Below are 17,289 nucleotides of genomic sequence, written 5' to 3'. Positions count from 1 at the left end.
GGCCGCGCCCGCGCCCCGCACCATCGAGGCCCCGCCCAACCTCCCCGAGGGGAAGGCGGGCAACATCGCGATGTCGCTGCTGCCGGTCGCCGGAGTCATGTCGTCCGTCGTGATGATGACGGTCGTCCGCAACAGCCAGTTCGCCGCCCTCGGCGCGATCATCCTCGTGGTCACCGTCATCGGCTCCGTGGCGCTGCTCTTCTCGCAGCGGGGCAAGGCCCAGCGCACCCGACGCACTCAGCGCGAGGCGTATCTCGCCTATGTGGAGGACCTGCGGGAGGAGTTGTCGGGCGAGGAGCGTGAACGGCGTGAACGCGCCGATGTCCTGAACCCCCCGCCGTACGCCCTGTACGACATCGTGCGGGACCCGGCGCGCCTCTGGGAGCGGCGCAGGGTCGACGACGACTTCCTGCGGGTGCGGGCCGGCACCGGCGAGATGCCCGTACGGGATCTGGGGATCGCCGAGCCGGGTTCGACGGTGCTCACACCGCCCGACCTGTTCATGCTCAACGAGGCGTCGGCGCTGGTGAACCGGTTCCGCAACGGCACCGAACTGCCGCTCACCGTACCGCTGGACCGGATCGGCAACGTCAGTGTGATCGGCCCGCGCGAGGACTGTCTGCGGTTGGCCCGTGCCCTGCTGGTCCAGACGGCCGCCCTCCACGCACCCGACGACGTGGCCATCGCCGTCGCGGCTCCGGGTGATCGCATGGCCGACTGGGAATGGGCCAAGTGGCTGCCGCACCTGCTCGACACCGAGCAGTTCGACGGACCCGTGGCCGCCCGCCGTATCGCTCCCTCCGCCCCCCAGCTCGCCCGGCAGATCGGGGCGGAGCTGCGCCGCCGTGCCTCGTACGCGGCCGAGGTCCGCCGGGGCCTGGCCGGCCGGGACGCGCTGTCCATGAACTCCCGGCTGCTCGTCGTCACCGACGGGCACGGCGAGGACGCCGTGGACCTGCCGCGCCCGGACGACGCCGTCGGCCTGCGCGAGATGGGCGTCACCGTGCTGCATCTGCTGGAGCGGCGGGTACAGGAACCGGGGCACGTCAGCGTACGGATCACGGTCGACGGCACGGACGTGACCATCGAGGACCTGCGGGCGCCGGAGCCCGTGGAGGCGCACGGCACGGCGGACGAGGCGGGCATCCCCTTCGCCGAGGGTCTGGCCCGGATGCTCGCACCGCTGCGGCTGTCCGCCGAGTCCCTGGTCGACGCCCCGCTCTCCGGTCCGGTGGAGTTCGCGGCGATGCTCGGCATCGACGACGTGGCCCGGCTCGACCTGGAACGGCTGTGGGCGCCGCGTGGCGAGCGCGCCTTCCTGCGCGTCCCGATCGGCATCAGCGACTCCCACGAGCCGGTGCTGCTGGACCTGAAGGAGTCCTCGGAGCTGGGGATGGGCCCGCACGGTCTGTGCGTGGGAGCGACGGGCTCGGGCAAGTCGGAGCTGCTGCGCACCCTGGTCCTCGCCCTGGTGGCCACCCATCCGCCGGAGGACCTGGCGCTCGTGCTGGTCGACTACAAGGGCGGGGCGACGTTCGCGCCGTTCGCGGACCTGCCGCACGTGGCCGGGGTCATCACCAACCTGGAGAACCAGGCGGGGCTCGTCGAGCGGGTCCACTCCTCCCTCGCCGGTGAGGTCAAGCGCCGCCAGCAGGCCCTCAAGGACGCGGGGAACGTCGCCGACATCGGGGACTACGCGGCTCTGCGTGCCGAGAAGCGGCCGGACCTGGCCCCGCTGCCGCATCTGTTCGTGGTGATCGACGAGTTCGGCGAACTGCTCACCGCGAAGCCGGATTTCATCGACCTTTTCCTCTCCATCGGACGGATCGGCCGCTCCATCGGCGTGCATCTGCTGCTCTCCAGCCAGCGCATCGAGGGCGGCAAGCTCAAGGGCCTGGACACCTACCTCTCCTACCGTCTCGGCCTGCGGACCTTCTCCGCCGACGAGTCCCGCACCGTCCTGGACACGACAGACGCCTTCCACCTGCCTCCGCTGCCCGGATTCGGCTATCTGAAGGTCGACACGAGCCACTACTCCCGTTTCAAGGCGGGCTATGTCTCGGGCGGCTATCGCGGTCCGGTCCGCAGCACCGACGAGGAGGAGACCGGCCCGCTGGCGCTGCCGTACGAGGCGTTCAACACCCTGGCCGGACCGGACGAGGCTCGTCAGTCCGCAGAGCCGGCGTCCCGTCGCCGCGAGACGGGCCCGACCGAAATGGGCGTCATGGTCGCCCAGTTGACCGGAGCGGCACCGCCCGTACGGAGCATCTGGCTGTCGCCCCTGCCGACGGCCGCCGCGCTGGACACCGTCGCCGGCCCGCTGGACATCGGCCCGCGTGGGATGCGGCTGACCGGAGCGGTCGCGGACGGACGCCGGAGGCCTCTCCGCGTTCCCGTCGGCCTGCTCGACGACCCGGCCAAGCAGTGGCAGGGACAGTGGTTCCTGGACCTCACAACGGCGGGCGGCCACGCGGCGGTGATCGGCGGGCCCCAGTCGGGCAAGACGACGCTGTTGCGCACGCTCGTCCTCTCGCTCGCGCTCACCCACACCCCGCGCGAGATCGGCGTCTACGGACTGGATCTGGTCGGCGGCGGTCTTCAGGCGCTTTCGGGGCTGCCGCACGTCGGCGGTATCGCGGGCCGCGCCGACCGGGAACGGGCGGCCCGCACCGTCGAGGAGGTCCGCACGATGCTCGCCCTGCGCGAGGACCTCTTCCGCGAGCACGGCATCGATTCGGTCGAGCAACTGCGCACCCTGCACGCGGCCGGCCGGCTTCCCGGACTCGCTTCGGCCGAGGTCCTCCTCGTCATCGACGGATTCGGCGCACTGCGCGACGACTTCGACGAGCTGGACGACGCGATCACCGACGTCCTCAAGCGCGGTGGCGGTTACGGCATCCACGTCGTCGCGGGCATGCTGCGCTGGAACGACGTACGTATCGCCATCCAGTCCAACTTCGGCACCCGCGTCGAACTGCGCCTCAACGACCCGGGCGAGTCCAGCATCGACCGGAAGCTCGCCGAGACCCTGTCACCCGACGAGCCCGGGCGGGTCCTCACCGACGGAAGGCTCTTCGCCCAGGTGGCCTTGCCCCGTACGGACGGGGTCGCCGACACGGCGGACCTCGGCGCGGTCCTGGAGCGCACGGCACGTACCGTCCGGGCCACCTGGAGCGGCGAAGTGGCGCAGCCGGTCCGTGTGCTGCCGCACGTTCTGGAGCCGCACTCGCTGCCGGGGCCGGCGGCCGAGCCCACGCGCGTACCGATCGGGCTCGACCAGTCGGCGCTCGCGCCCGTACTGCTGGACCTGTTCCAGCACGATCAGCACCTGCTGGTGCTGGGGGACAGCGAATGCGGCAAGACGAACCTGCTGCGGACGGTCGCGCACGGTCTCGTCGACCGCTACGGCGAGGACGAGTTGGTCTTCGCCGTGATGGACCCGCGGCGCTCACTGCGCGGTGCGGTCCCGGAGGAGTTCAACGGCGGGTACGCCTACACCTCCAAGTTGTGCGCGGGGCTTTCGGCGGGCATCGCCACCGAGCTGGAGAAGCGCCTGCCCGACGAGAACGCGCGGCTGGAGGACCTGGAACCCGGCAACTGGGGAGCGGGCCCGCGCATCGTCGTTCTCGTCGACGACTACGACGTCCTCACGACCGCCGGACAGTCACCGCTGTCGGCGTTCCTTCCGTACATCCCCTCGGCGGTCGACATCGGCCTCCACTTCGTCCTGACGCGCCGGGTCGCCGGCGCCTCGCGGGGCATGTACGAGCCGCTGGTGCAGGGTCTGCGGGAGTCGGGCGCCTCGGCGCTCCTGATGGCGGGCGACCGCAGCGAGGGCCAGCTGTTCCCCGGCGTGTATGCATCCCAACAGGCGGTCGGACGAGGCGTGTTCGTCCGTCGTGGTCAGCCCAACCGCCTGATCCAGACGGTGCACGCGCCCATGTGAGACCCCGCGGCGCGGATCAGCGCCCGCCCGTGCATGCCCACCGCCGAACAACGAAGGACCGGACGGCCACTCCATGACCAAGGACGTCATCGCTCTCACTCCTCGTATGCCCGACCCGTGGGCCGTGCTGGCGGGTCTGCTCTCGGGCGGCCCGGACAAGCTGGTGGGCACGCGGGGCGAGGGTGCGGTGATCCAGCTCTGCGACGCGGAGGGCCGCCCGCTCGTCTCCGTGGAGGCCCCGTTGCTGGTCTCCGTCGAGGGTGAGGCCGAGCGACTGCTCGGAACCACGGCCCCGCCGGTCCCGTTCTGGTGGACGGAGGCCCGCGCCACCACGGGTGTCGCGGAGGCGGAGCAGCTCGCGGGGACCTTCGCGACCCGGATCGCCGCGCTGGTGGGCGGCTCCGCCTGGCCGCCTGACGCGGCCGGATCGCTCGCCGTGGTGCGGACCGACGGCGTGAGCGTCGCGCCCGAACCCGCCGCCGCCCAGCCGGCCATCGACGTGCTCACCGACAAGGTCGCGGTCGTCATCCAGGACCGCCCGGTGGTGGCGATGACCGCCTGGCTGTCCGACGCCTTTCGGGCGGCGGCGAAGGCGGGTCTCGGGCTCCAGATCGTCAGCCCGGCGGGCACCACGCTCTCCCCCGCCGTACGGGACGCGCTGGGCGGCTGGCCGTCCCGCTGGATCGTCCAGGACGAGCGGGACGGCTACTACGACGGCCTGACCGGAGCCGTACTGCGCTGGCAGGACGGCGCGTTCGACCCGGTGCTCTCCCCCGACGCCACGGAGGACGACCCGCGCACCCCGGTGGCGGCTGCCTACCAACAGGTCCACGACACCGGCGACCGCCAGCTGGGCCTGACCTTCCGCATGGTCCACCCGGCGGACGAACGGCTGGTGCTGGGCGGCGGCCTGGAGACGGTGTGGCGGGAGTTGACGGGCGAACCGCCGGCCGGCTGGGGCACGTCGGAACCGGCGACCCTCACCTGGTCCCCGGGCCGGCTGACCGACGTCGCGTTCGAACGGGCGCCGGAGCCCACATGGTTCGTCGTGGTCGGGAACCGCTCGCGACCGGGCATCGCGACCATGCGCGTCACGCGGACGAAGGCGGGCGTGGAGGAGGAGGTCACCCTCGCCTTCGGCTACGGCGCCGACGAGGAGCCTCCGCTGGGCGCCCTGCCCGCGGCCGCCGAGGCGCTCGCCACGCGCCACCGTCTCCAGTCGATGCTCGTACAACTTCGCAAAGCGCGCCGCGACGTGGCCGTACCGCCGCGCTTCGAGGGTCCCGGGGTCCCGCTGGCCTTCGTGCTGGGCCCGGAGGAGGTCCGCGCGATGCCGGGAGACCGGGCGCGACGCACGCCGCTGGCGGAACAGCCTGTGCGGCTCGGCCCGCGTACCAGGCCGGCGCTGTACTTCCCGCTGCCGGGGAACCCCTCGGATCTGGCGGGGTGGCAGGAGTTCGAGAGGCTGATGCGGCACCTCAAAGGGGCGTAGGGGCCATCCGGACTCCCTGCCGCAAATCTGGCTGATTGCAGATTGCAGTAGTGATGCCGGGGTTGATAGACAAGGATGTACGCGCAAGTAGGCGTGCGTTCGGTCGATGTATTCGATGCGTTCGATGTAACGGGGGATGTCATGAAGTTCGACATGGGGGCGTCGGTCCTGTCGAGGCTGCTGTCGGATTCGCAGAGCGCGAGTACGGATCTGGGGACGCTGATCCAGCAGCTGATCGCGGCGGCGGAGCCGTTGGAGGGGAAGTTCAACGGGGCGGGGAAGGTCGCGTTCGACGATTTCAAGACACGTTCGGACGAGATCACGAAGGCGTTGAACGCGTCGTTGTCGGGGATCCTGGGCGGTCAGTCGGGGATGGACGCGGCGTTCGGTTCGGGCGACCAGGAGCAGGACGAGAACGCGAAGTCGCAGATGGCGTCGGCGAATTTCGACGCGGCGCGTTTCGGTGGCCGCTGACACCGGTCGCGGTGACCGGTTCGGCCATACCTTTTCTGTATGACGGGGAGTTGAAGGACTGATGGCGGGCAGCACGGATCGGCGTTCGTACGACACGGGGGCTTCGACGGAGGTGCAGGCGGCTCTCCAGGTGGTGATCGGCCGTCTGGAGCAGGTGATCACGGCGCGGGACACGCAGGTGAAGGCGGCGATGAACGACTTCGCGGCCGACGGCGTGGCGGATGAGTACCACGGCAAGGAACTGCGGTGGAACGCGACCTCGCAGGAGGTGCGCAACATCATCCGGCTGCTGCGGACGACACTGGAGAAGAACGACGGCACGGCCACGCAGACGCTGGCGCGGGCAAAGGCCGCGGTCGACGGCATCGGCTGACCGCCGGGGTGGTTCAGGTGTTCGCCCACCCTGCGGGGTGGGTCGGCTTTGTTGTGCGTACGGGGGCGTGGGATGACCGGGTGGGATATCAAGCCGCAGGGTGTGCAGGGCCAGTTGAAGGTGGTCGGCGGGCACGCGGGTGAGCTGGAGAAGGCGCTCAACGCGCTGATGAAGGACCTGATGGAGGCCGCGCAGGCGGCGGGGACCGCGGTGCCGGGTGGCACCAAGGCGGGCTCACCGGTGGGTCCCGTGGCTCCGGGCCGCCAGCTCAGCCCTGTCGCGGCGAGCGTGGTCGCGCCGACCGCGACAGGTCCGGTGGCGGCGGCGCTGGGTGAGTACGTCACCGCCCGGCAGGCCCAGCTGAAGTCGATGTCGGAGCGGATCCAGGCCGCGGTGCTGGGTGCGGCAACGGCGACGAACGAGTACATGGAGGGTGACCTCGACACGGCGAAGCAGGCGCAGAACGCGGCGAAGGCGGTCCGTCTGGACCTGCTGAAGGAACTGCGGGGCACGAAGTGAGCGACACGGAGCCGGTCGACCCGTACGGAGTGCCGGTGTTCACCGGTGATCTCGCGGTGCTGGACACGAAGGTGACCGCCCTGGCCAAGGACGCTGCGAAGATCGCGACAACCACGGGCGACGTCCACAGCAGCTTCGGCGGCCTGCAGGCCTTCTACAAGGCGCCGGAGGCGGAACAGCTGTTCGCGACGACCAAGCCGGTCGCGGACCGCGGGGCGGCGTTGAAGTCCGACCTGACGGTCGTCACCGGCGCACTCGGCACCTATGCGGACGACGCACAGCCGCTGGTCGCGAAGCTGGAGCGGCTCAGGCACGAGGCTTCGGCCTTCCTGGACAAGGCGAACGCGGACGAGACGTGGCGCGAGGACGGCGATCTGGTCGAGGAGAACAACCGCCGCCGCAATGAGATCGCCGAGACCTGGACCGCGTTCCAGGCGGTGGAGCGCGCCTGCTACAACAAGATCATCTCCATGGTGCCCGGCGGCACACCGCTCAAGACGGATGACGGGTCGGGCGGGAAGGGCATGTACGGCTACGACGCCGAAGCCCTGAAGCAGGCCAAGGGTCTGCCCTGGGGCGACCCGGTCAAGGAGTCGACCCGGTGGTTCCAGTTCTACGAGCACGTCTGGGACTTCGGCAAGGGCTTCGTCGTGGACGGCGTCTGGGGCACGGTCAAGGGCCTGGGCACCCTCTTCGGCACCGAGGGCTGGGACGCCGCGAAGCAGGCCTGGACCGGCCTGGGCAACCTCACCACCGGCGTCATCCTCACCGTCGCAGCACCCCACGTCCTGTGGCTCACCCCCGAGGACAAGTTGCCGGGCTTCGCCCGCGACGCACGCAACGCGATGAAGGAGACGGGCAAGGCCCTCATCGCCTACGACCAGTGGGGCGAGAACCCGGCCCGCGCCGGAGGCGCGGTCACCTTCAACGTCCTGACGACGGTCTTCACCGGCGGCTCCGGGGGTGCGGTCTCCGGCGCGGGCAAGGCGGCGGTGGCGGCCAAGGCCCTGTCGTTCGCGAACAAGGCGGGCCGCTACGCCGACCCGACGACGTACCTCTTCAAGGGCGCCGGGGCGGGCCTGACCAAGATCAGCGACGTCATGGCCGGCCTCAAGGGCACAGGCAACGTCGAGATCCCGACACTGCCGCCGGGTGCGATCACGCTGCCGGACGGTGCGTTCAAGCTCGGCGACGGCACCCTGCACCTGCCCGAGGGCGCGGCGATCCCGGACGGCGCGTTCGAGATCCCGAGGAACTCGGTCAAGCTCCCGGACGGCGCGGAGATCCCCGCCGGAGCCGTCGACCTCGGCGACGGCGTGGTCCACCTCCCCGACGGCGTGGTCCCGCCGGCGGGCTCCCTGCCGATCCAGGAAGGGGCCCTGAAGCTCCCCGAAGGCACCACCGCCCTGCCCGAGGGCACCTTCAAGGACTTCGACGCCGACGGCAACGTCATCCACCTCGACCGCCACGGCAACATCCTCGGCGAGGACGGCACCCTCAAACAGCACCACACCGGCGCCCAACGCGAGAACCCGACGGACGGCGCTTCCGTCAGGACGGACGCGGACAGCCCCCTGCCCCGCACTCCGGCCGAACAATCCGCGTTGGTCGGCGCGGGAGCACGCGGCGGCAGCGACACGGCACGGCTGGGATCGGACCTGGGCGACACGGGACGGATCGGCGACGACCTCGGCCGGACGAGCGACGACGCCTCGAACCTCGACAGGGCCCCGGGCGGCACGGCGAACAACCTGCCGGACGGCACGGCTGGCAACCACCTACCGGCCAACAGCCTCGACAACAGGCCCTCAGCCAGCACCGGAAACAGCCAGGCCAGTAACAACAATCCAAGCAGCGGAGGGCACACCTCCAACTCCGGGGACACCTCGTTCGGCGGGAGAGGTAGCAGGGACCTGCCGGACGGCTCAGCAGGCGACGACAGCACCCGTGCCTCGGCCTCGCATGGGACCGGCGGGACTGGTGGAAACGGAGATGCGGTCGGCGACGCGACCAGTACAGCGGATGAAGCGAGTCGCACAGGCAATAGCGCGCCGACAACGGGCGGAAACACGCATCGCCAGAGCCGTTTTCCTCCACCGCCGAGTTTCATGAGGCAGGGCGACAATCCATACGGACCGCCCGGTTCCCTCACCGCAGAACAGATAAAGGAAATTCAGACATACCGAGCGAACCACGAAGAGGGGTACTTCAAAGATTATTACGAGAAGCGCGGACATCGCAGCGATGTGGATGCACCCGACGAAAGCGGCTTCCCACCCCCGCAACTAATCCGGGATCCCACCAATCCACAAATCTGGATTCCGAAAGATAAAGCCCCACCGGCATTCCCTGCAAAATATCACTCAGACTGGGAACGCCAGGGAATCGCCAAGGATCTGAGCGGCACGCCAGTCAAGGCAACCATGGACGATGCCGCCAAGCGTCGGCACGAGGCAATCGAAGCCGACAAAACCTTGCATGACCCACTCGCCAGAGCAAGGAAGGAGCTGGAATCCAACAAAACACACGAGAATGAGACTCTCTACAATTCTCTCAAATCTGAGCACGCACCGCTTCACACCACGATGACAAGAGCTACCGAGGCATACGGAGAGTCCGTCGCCCGCAACCACCTAATCCCGAAGTATTACGATGGAGCGAAGTGGGAGGCCACGAGCGGCCCAAAAAACGGAAATGATCAGTTCGACCAAGTGTGGCGCCTCAAGGATGCCGATAGCTTTGTCATCATAGAGGCAAAGAGTAACATCAAGACTGCCATCAACGAGCGAACACTACCCAACGGATACAAGGCCAGGCAAGGTTCTCGCGAGTATCTGCTCGACATTATGAACGAAATGTGGAAAAGAGCACAGGGCGGGAACGCCGCCGAGCTCCGCCTGTATGTCGATTTGAAGAAGGCGCTTATAGCAGACAAGGTAGAGTATATACTCGTCAAGGGGATTTCAGACGGTCCGATTTACGGTGGATTCAAGAGTCAAAAATTCAATATTGGAAAGTTCACGGGGGAGGATTTCTCCTTCGAACGCACTAGCAGGAGTGGCTCATGACTGTGACGGTAGAGCGGCACGCACTGCCCGAGATCGATGAACAGGTGACCCAGCGTCTTGGTGAAGAGCTCGAGACGAGCATTCAAAATCTGGACGCCTCGCCTGCAATTTTCGGCATGGCACTGAATGAGGCAGTCCTGCGGGCGCAGACACAGCAAGCCCTGAATCCTCGAGGTAATAGGTTCGCAACGTGGGATGCCACCGTTTCGGCAATGCAGGTCGGTGCAGCCGCCTTTGCCGCTGCCGACATCAGCGAAGGGGAGATTAAGGTACGCATCGATCACGAGGTGCGGACTATCAAGGCTACCGGTCCGCAATTCTATGTAAGCGCAGGAAATTGGCTGACGACACTATGGTTCACTATGATCTGCCGAGATCAGCCTCGAATGAACCAGATGTGCCGAATTCCGCTCGAACTCCTTCGGGAATCTGGGGCAGAGGGGGACGAGTACGTCCTTCACTGGGTAGATGCACTGCAGACCTACTGGCGCGAACAACCGGGGCTGCCGGAAAAGCTGACGGCTGCAATCGAGAATTCTCATCCCGACATCGCCACCATCACACCACGGGACCTGCTCCAATGCATTCTCTACCCACCGATCAACCTGTTCTACAAGTTTCTCCGCAAGGACCATGACGGCTTCAACGAGGCACTCGTGGAGGCCTTGGAGCTCCACAATGCCTACTGGAGCGCACCGGAGCGCGCTGGGGACATCGCAGGTTTCCTGGCTCTCGGCCCGCTCGCCATCACGTGTCTTGCCTACGACGCCGGGTTCCCGATCGAAGTCGAGTCCGACTATCTACCCATTCGCCTGCTGGATCGCTCCTGGGTAGGCGAGTTCGATACGTGATAGGCCCTCTATCGTCCTGAGCCGTCAATTCGTGTGCAGTACGCGGCGAGGGTGTCGAGGTTGTCGTCGGCGGTCTTCGTCCAGACGAACGGCTTGGGGTTCTTGTTCCACTCGTTGATCCAGCCGCAGATGTCCCGTTCGAGTTAGACGACGCTGCGGTGGGCCGGGCGGCGGAGTTTGCGGGAGGTCAGCTCGGCGAACCAGCGTTCGACGAGGTTGAGCCAAGAGGCCGAGGTGGGGGTGAAGTGCAGTGGAAGCGGGGGTGCCGCAGCAGCCACTTCTTGACCGGCTCGGTCTTGTGGGTGGCGTAGTTGTCCAGGACCAGGTGGAGTTCGAGGTGCTTGGGGACTGCGGTGTCGATGACTTTCAGGAAGCGGAGGAACTCTCGGTGGCGGTGGCGCCGGTAGCGCTGTGCGATGACCGAGCCGGAGGCGATGTCCAGGGCGGCGGACAGGCTGGTCGTGCCGTGCCGGACGTCGTCGTGGGTCTTCCTCGCCGGTGTGGTCGGCGCCATCGGCGGCCTGCAGGCCTTCTACAAGGCGCCGGAGGCGGATCAGCTGTTCGCGACGACCAAGCCGGTCGCGGACCGCGGGGCGGCGTTGAAGTCCGACCTGACGGTCGTCACCGGCGCACTCGGCACCTATGCGGACGACGCACAGCCGCTGGTCGCGTAGCTGGAGCGGCTCAGGCAGGAGGCTTCGGCCTTCCTGGACAAGGCGAACGCGGACGAGACGTGGCGCGAGGACGGCGATCTGGTCGAGGAGAACAACCGCCGCCGCAATGAGATGAAGGAGACGGGCAAGGCCCTCATCGCCTACGACCAGTGGCGCGAGAACCCGGCCCGCGCCGGAGGCGCGGTCACCTTCAACGTCCTGACGACGGTCTTCACCGGCGGCTCCGGGGGTGCGGTCTCCGGCGCGGGCAAGGCGGCGGTGGCGGCCAAGGCCCTGTCGTTCGCGAACAAGGCGGGCCGCTACGCCGACCCGACGACGTACCTCTTCAAGGGCGCCGGGGCGGGCCTGACCAAGATCAGCGACGTCATGGCCGGCCTCAAGGGCACAGGCAACGTCGAGATCCCGACACTGCCGCCGGGTGCGATCACGCTGCCGGACGGTGCGTTCAAGCTCGGCGACGGCACCCTGCACCTGCCCGAGGGCGCGGCGATCCCGGACGGCGCGTTCGAGATCCCGAGGAACTCGGTCAAGCTCCCGGACGGCGCGGAGATCCCCGCCGGAGCCGTCGACCTCGGCGACGACGTGGTCCACCTCCCCGACGGACGGCGCTTCCGTCAGGACGGACGCGGACAGCCCCCTGCCCCGCACCCCGGCCGAACAATCCGCGTTGGTCGGCGCGGGAGCACGCGGCGGCAGCGACACGGCACGGCTGGACTCGGACCTCAGCGACACAGGGCGGATCGGCAACGACCTCGGCCGGACGAGCGACGACGCCTCGAACCTCGACAGGACACCGGGCGGCACGGCGAACAACCTGCCGACCAACAGCGTGGACAGCGGCACGCCTGGCAGTGGTCCGCGCGGCGGCCAAGGCGACCATCTCCCGGCAGGGAGCCTGGATGGGGACAGCCCCACGGACGCCAGCGGCGGTCACAGCGCCGACGCCAAAGGCACGTCCGGTCATGGAGACGTGTCAGAACGCATTGCTTCCTCACCGAGCACATGGTGTCCGATGCTCCGGGCAGTGCGCGCAAGGCATATTTTACGCCCCGCGAAGATATTGCCACCATCCTCGAAACTGCAAGTCAACGCAGCTTGAATCCAGCGGAAGTTGTCAAGTTTGAAAGGTTCGTCGCCCATGAATACATTGAGAGCCACCTGATGGAGGCGGGCATGCCCTACTTGCGCGAGTATCCGGACGCGTGGGAAAGTTTCTCCAATGATGGCGGCAAGACAGTCGATTACTATCACGCTTGGCCCCGGGACGCGTTCGACGCGGGAGCTCATGATCTTTCCCTCAATGAAGGTACGGGCGGGTTCGACCATTGGCGCTCATTGGGCATGGATGCTACGCGGGTCAAGGTAGCGCCCCAACTGGCAAATATTGACGACGTTATCGTGGCCCTCAAGCAGGAGCTGCGGTCCAAGGGGATTGACCTGAAGTGACTGACGGACAAGGCGAACGAGCAGCATCCAAGGTGATGGAGCGCCTCTGCGCAGTGAAATGGGAACGCGACTGGGGTGACGTCTTCGGAAAAGTAATGTTGCGACGACTACTGATGCGAGAATATCTGAGGCGATCCTCCTTGTGGGCCCAGACATACTCCGCCGAGAGCGCCTGGCCGTTCTTCGACATCACGGAGTACATCGATGCAGAATTTAAACTTTCGCCCAGCACGGAGCAAGAATTGGAGGAATTCCTTGGTGCAAGAATGAGCGGGGATGTCAAGGTAACCTGTCGTGGTGCCGTACGCCTTGCGGAACTACGCTTGAATAACCCAGCAGTCGGGACTGGCGATCTCCCTGACCTCTACGAGCCACTGATTCGCATGTATGAGCGGGGCGGAGAGTTCATGAAAGACAATGTCGGAGCCCTGGATCTGACAGGTGTCTCGTTTCGCCCCGGAAGCTTGCAAGGCAATGCGAGCAACACCCCAGTTGTCACGCTCCACGGCACCGTTCTCGACGCTCTGGACGTTGAAGGACGCGTCACATTCTACGCCTCTGATAGCAATCGAGGGCCCGTCTTCAGGCGCCTTTTTCCGCAGGGAGGCGGCCAGCGCGACGAGGTATTTAGTGGGCACCTGGGATGGCAGCCGACGACCCAACTGTCAACCTCGGAGGGGGATGTCGACTGCGTCCGAATCTACGACCAGGATGCTGCCAGGATTATCGAGGAGGCCGTACTTGGCGTACCTAGATCCGCGAGCCAGGAGTGAACCATGTCCGACCAAGGAATTCCAAGAGGGAAGCGGAAAGCAAGGAGCCGCCAGGACTGGATGGCCGAGGAGAACTACACACCCGGCGTCTAGCACAGCTTCAGGTTCGCCGAAGAAGGTGCGGGCAAAATCTCGTGACTCGAATTTCTGCCATCAATTGGCAGGCCGAGGAAAAATTTTTCACTCATGGCGCATCCCGGGCTCACATTATGCGTGAGTACCTCCATATTATTGACGGGCGGGGACCGGACCTCACCGACGCAGTGTCCGGTTAGGCACACGATCCGGCCCCCATCGCCCCTCGGCCAGCCCCTCCACAAGATCAGAAGTGCCCGGCACTGGTCCGCGCTCCGCCACCGGCACCCACGTGACGTGCGATGCCACCGCTTCCGCCGACGCGCGCGGCTCCTGAACCCCTCAGCCCAGCAGGCCCCCGAAGCGGACCGCCGACGGCGTCACGCCCAGGGTCGACTCGCCGAAGGAGACGCTGCCCTTCGTGACCGGGCCCGTGCGGCTGCCCTTGAAGAGCCAGACGCCGCCCTGGTTGGTGTTCTCCCCGGGGGCGGCCACCGCGAGCGTGGCCGGTACGCCCTTGGCCGGGGCCACCACGTGGACCTCGCCGCCGAACGCGTCGCCGTTCTCGTCGACTCCGGGGACGTTCGCCGTCGACTGGCCGATCACCTTCGTATCGGCGCCCGTGATGCCCGAGGCGCGGCCCTTGAAGACCAGGACCCCGCCGGCGTCCTTGGCCGGGCCCACGTCCTCGCCCGGCAGGCCCACGACGACCTCGCCGTAGCCGTCGCCGTCCAGGTCCCCCACCGCGGCGCTCGCGCCCATGGCGTCGCCCTTCTCGTCGGCGCCCGGCACTCCGGTGGTGGCCTGGGTGATCCACTTCGGCTTCACGGCGGTGTTCTGGCCCTTGGGGCCGCCGAGGACGACCGCCACCGCGCCGCCCTTGCTCGGGAAGTCCAGGTCGCTGTCCAGGCCGGTGGGCTGCCGGGTGAAGACCAGGTCCGGGTACGCGTCGCCGTTGACCGAACCGACCGTCACCGTGGAGTGCGTCAGGTACGTCCCGGGCGCGGTGACGATGGGCGTGTGGGTGAAGCCCGTCCCCGTCGACAGGTACAGCGACCGCCCTCCGCAGTCCGGCTCGTCGTTGCAGCCGGTGCTCACCACCAGGTCGTCCTTGCCGTCGTTGTTCATGTCCACGGCCTGCACGCCCTCGAAGACGGTGGCGCCGTTGTTGACGGTGAGCGCCGTGCGCGTGCCGCCGACCGAGCCGTCCGCGCCGATGTTCTCGTCCAGCACGACCTTCCCGTCCCACTCGGTGTGGTCGATCCAGGCAGCGTCCGTGCGGCCGTCGCCGTCGAAGTCGCCCACCGCGTACCCCTGGCCCCGGTACTCGACGGCCCGGGTGCCGAGGCCGCCCTTGCCGCCGAACAGAATGGTCTGCGGGCCCTTGGCGGCCGGGACCAGCAGGTCGGTGTACCCGTCCCGGTCGATGTCGGCGGGCGTGCCCGCGCCGAAGCGGGCGTTCGCCGCGGCCGTGCCGGGGACCCCGGACGTGTTCTGGTTGATCACCCGGTGCCGGGCCGGGCTGGTGCCCTTCGCGTCGCCCGGGTAGACCACCAGGTACCCGGCCTTCTTGAGGCCGGACACGGTCCCGTCGGGCACCGAGGCGTACATGTCCTCGTATCCGTCCCCGTTGAAGTCGATCTGCTGACGCGCGGTGGCGACCGGCGCGGCCGCCACCGACGTACCGGAGAAGGCCGGTGCGGCGGCGGCCGTGGCCGCGAGCGTCACGAAGATCGCCGAAGCGGTACGGAGTCGAGAAGTCTTCATCGCTGTTCATCCCCCTGATGTGCGCACGTGCTCACTGCTCAGAAAGACCATCCGTGCCGCGAATGGTTGTGTACTCCGGAACACGATCTCTTGCGTACGAGGGTGGCTCCGGCGCCATCTTCTTGCGTTATCGGCAAGATTGCATGCATGAGACGCAAGGACCCGTACGCTCGATTCCATGGCTCACGGACATCAGCACCAGCACCAGCACCAGCACGGACATGCGGCGCATTCCCACGGCTCCGCCGCGACGCCCAACGGTCTCCCCGAGATCCTCGACCTCGACGCCGCCCTCTTCGCCCCCCACCTGACCGCGCTCACCGGGCGTATCGCCTGCCTGGCCGGTGACGACGTCCGGAACATCGTCGACCTCGGCTCGGGCACCGGGACCGGCACGTTCGCCCTGCTGGAGCGGTTCCCGACGGCCCGGGTGACCGCTGTCGACAGCTCCCCCGAGATGCTGGAGCGGCTCACCTCGGCGGCCCGGGACCGAGGGCTCGGCGACCGCGTGCGCACCCTGGAGGCCGACGCCGGTGCGGGGCTGCCCGGGATCGTCGACGCCGACCTCGTCTGGGCGTCCGCGTCCCTGCACCACCTGGACGATCCCGCGACCGCCCTGGCCGGCATCCGCGCCGCGCTGCGTCCCGGCGGGCTGCTGGCCGTCGCGGAGGTGGACGGGATGCCGACCTTCCTGCCCGAGAGCGGGGAACCGGGTGCCCTGGAGCTCCGCTACCGGGAGGCCCTCGACGGCCTGCATGCCGAGCAGTTGCCGCACCGGGGGGCCGACTGGGGCTCGCTGCTGGTGACCGCGGGCTTCTCCGTCGAGCAGGAACGCGCCGAACCGTGGGAGCTGCGCGCCCCGCTTCCCGAGGGGGCCGGCCGGTACGCGTACCTCGTCTTCGAGCGTATGCGCGGCAACCTGGTCGGGCGCGTCTCGCCGGAGGACCTGGCCGCGCTCGACCGGCTCATCGGCGGCGGACCCGAGGACGTACGGCACCGGGACGACCTCGTCGTACGGTCGACCCGCGAGACGTGGATGGCCCGCCGCCCCGCCTGAGCCGGGACCGGGGCCGGCCCTGTTCCTGATCCTGTGCCCTGTGCCCTGTGCCCTGCCGACGTCCGCTCTAGCTGGTGGCCGCGACGACCGTGCCCGTGGAGACCGCCGCCACGGTCCGCATCACCGCGGCGTTCACCGCTTCCGCGCCCCAACTGCTCTGCTCCAGTTCCTTCGCCCGCTTGTAGACCTTGCCGGACCACGGGATGGAGCGGTGCAGGGTCGGCAGGGTGCCGCTCGCGGAGAGCAGTCCGGCCAGTGCCGCCGTACGGGCGTCGGGTTCCGCACCGTCGATCAGGACGGCCCGGACCTTCTCCACCAAGGCCTTCTTGTACCCGGTGTCCGCGACCGTCGTCGACGTCGTACGGAACAGGCCCAGCGTCTTCTTGGTCTCCTGGCGCAGCACGCCCCGCTCGACGAGCCGGTCGAGGACGGCCTCCCGCGTCACCACCCCCGTACCGATCTCGATCAGCAGCGTCTGTACGCCGCGCACGCGCTCCCCGACCTTCGCGTGGGCGGCCCGGAGCAGCGGATCGGACGGTGCACGGCCGGCCACGGCGTGGACCTTCACACCATTCAGCCCCTGGTCGTTCTCGTCGGCCCTGGTGTGGCCGCCGAGGCCCAGCTCCACGAGGACCGCGCCGCCCAGCGTGTAGTACAGCGTGCCCGCCCCCGCGATGGCTCCGGACTTGTCGTCCATCATCAGCAGCGTCAGGTCTTCGACGATGAGCATCTCGTTCTCGGTCCGCATGGTCCTGTCCCACCGTCGGCGTCGGG

The 17,289-nt window shown here is 68.1% G+C and carries 13 protein-coding genes and 1 pseudogene; 11 read left to right on the top strand and 3 right to left on the bottom strand.

Translation table 11 applies throughout. The annotated features are described in order from the left end of the window. The 7 genes from eccCa to HET64_RS02800 form a co-directional block, all read left to right on the top strand. Positions 1 to 3,946, top strand: a 3,946-nt coding sequence (gene eccCa / locus HET64_RS02830; RefSeq protein ID WP_215101842.1) for a type VII secretion protein EccCa, incomplete at its 5' end; no start/stop codon positions are given. Between the two features lie 73 nt (positions 3,947 to 4,019). Next, on the top strand, positions 4,020 to 5,438 hold the full coding sequence (locus tag HET64_RS02825; protein ID WP_215101840.1) for a DUF6177 family protein: 1,419 nt from the start codon (positions 4,020 to 4,022) through the stop codon (positions 5,436 to 5,438). Between the two features lie 141 nt (positions 5,439 to 5,579). Continuing rightward, the gene (locus HET64_RS02820; protein WP_215101848.1) at positions 5,580 to 5,912 is read left to right on the top strand and encodes a hypothetical protein; all 333 of its coding nucleotides are present in this window, start codon (positions 5,580 to 5,582) and stop codon (positions 5,910 to 5,912) included. Between the two features lie 61 nt (positions 5,913 to 5,973). Next, on the top strand, positions 5,974 to 6,285 hold the full coding sequence (locus HET64_RS02815) for a pore-forming ESAT-6 family protein (RefSeq protein WP_069754007.1): 312 nt from the start codon (positions 5,974 to 5,976) through the stop codon (positions 6,283 to 6,285). Positions 6,286 to 6,357: 72 nt separating this feature from the next. Beyond that, entirely contained in the window at positions 6,358 to 6,804 is a 447-nt protein-coding gene (locus HET64_RS02810) for a DUF6507 family protein (protein ID WP_215101838.1), read from the top strand. Beyond that, positions 6,801 to 9,872 carry a hypothetical protein gene (locus HET64_RS38660; protein WP_251144675.1) on the top strand — a complete coding sequence of 1,024 codons (3,072 nt, stop codon included), beginning with the start codon at positions 6,801 to 6,803 and terminating at the stop codon, positions 9,870 to 9,872. The genes HET64_RS02810 and HET64_RS38660 overlap by 4 nt, the downstream gene beginning before the upstream one ends. Next, positions 9,869 to 10,723, top strand: a complete 855-nt coding sequence (locus tag HET64_RS02800) for an immunity 49 family protein (protein ID WP_215101836.1) — start codon at positions 9,869 to 9,871, stop codon at positions 10,721 to 10,723. The genes HET64_RS38660 and HET64_RS02800 overlap by 4 nt, the downstream gene beginning before the upstream one ends. 8 nt (positions 10,724 to 10,731) lie before the next feature. On the opposite strand, the pseudogene HET64_RS02795 reads toward HET64_RS02800, so the two are convergent. Further along, a pseudogene (locus HET64_RS02795) lies at positions 10,732 to 11,240 on the bottom strand (IS630 family transposase); the annotation flags it as partial. Between HET64_RS02795 and HET64_RS02790 the strand changes: the two are divergent. The 3 genes from HET64_RS02790 (at position 11,224) to HET64_RS02780 (ending at position 13,616) form a co-directional block, all read left to right on the top strand. Further along, entirely contained in the window at positions 11,224 to 11,397 is a 174-nt protein-coding gene (locus HET64_RS02790) for a hypothetical protein (RefSeq protein WP_215101849.1), read from the top strand. The pseudogene HET64_RS02795 and the gene HET64_RS02790 overlap by 17 nt on opposite strands. Before the next feature lie 111 nt (positions 11,398 to 11,508). Further along, positions 11,509 to 12,843, top strand: coding sequence for a hypothetical protein (locus tag HET64_RS02785; RefSeq protein ID WP_215101834.1), 1,335 nt, complete (start codon positions 11,509 to 11,511; stop codon positions 12,841 to 12,843). Further along, a complete protein-coding gene (locus tag HET64_RS02780; protein ID WP_215101832.1) occupies positions 12,840 to 13,616 on the top strand; it encodes a hypothetical protein in 777 nt (258 codons plus the stop codon). The genes HET64_RS02785 and HET64_RS02780 overlap by 4 nt, the downstream gene beginning before the upstream one ends. Before the next feature lie 417 nt (positions 13,617 to 14,033). Here the strand turns inward: HET64_RS02780 and HET64_RS02775 are convergent, their stop codons facing one another. Beyond that, positions 14,034 to 15,458 carry an FG-GAP and VCBS repeat-containing protein gene (locus HET64_RS02775; RefSeq protein ID WP_215101830.1) on the bottom strand — a complete coding sequence of 475 codons (1,425 nt, stop codon included), beginning with the start codon at positions 15,456 to 15,458 and terminating at the stop codon, positions 14,034 to 14,036. 178 nt (positions 15,459 to 15,636) lie between these two features. Here HET64_RS02775 and HET64_RS02770 point away from each other — a divergent pair, with 178 nt between their 5' ends. Then, positions 15,637 to 16,515: a trans-aconitate 2-methyltransferase gene (locus HET64_RS02770; RefSeq protein WP_215101828.1), complete on the top strand. Its 879-nt coding sequence runs from the start codon at positions 15,637 to 15,639 to the stop codon at positions 16,513 to 16,515. A gap of 67 nt (positions 16,516 to 16,582) precedes the next feature. On the opposite strand, the gene HET64_RS02765 is transcribed toward HET64_RS02770, so the two are convergent. Beyond that, positions 16,583 to 17,263 (bottom strand): GPP34 family phosphoprotein, encoded by a 681-nt coding sequence (locus HET64_RS02765; RefSeq protein ID WP_215101821.1) that lies wholly within the window; start codon positions 17,261 to 17,263, stop codon positions 16,583 to 16,585. Between the last annotated feature and the right edge of the window lie 26 nt (positions 17,264 to 17,289).

Origin of the sequence: Streptomyces sp. McG3 (genome assembly GCF_018619185.1) — a bacterium.
Classification (GTDB): Bacteria; Actinomycetota; Actinomycetes; order Streptomycetales; family Streptomycetaceae; genus Streptomyces.
The sequence above is the reverse complement of the archived record's forward strand: the minus strand, read 5'-3'. Positions and strand labels throughout refer to the sequence as shown.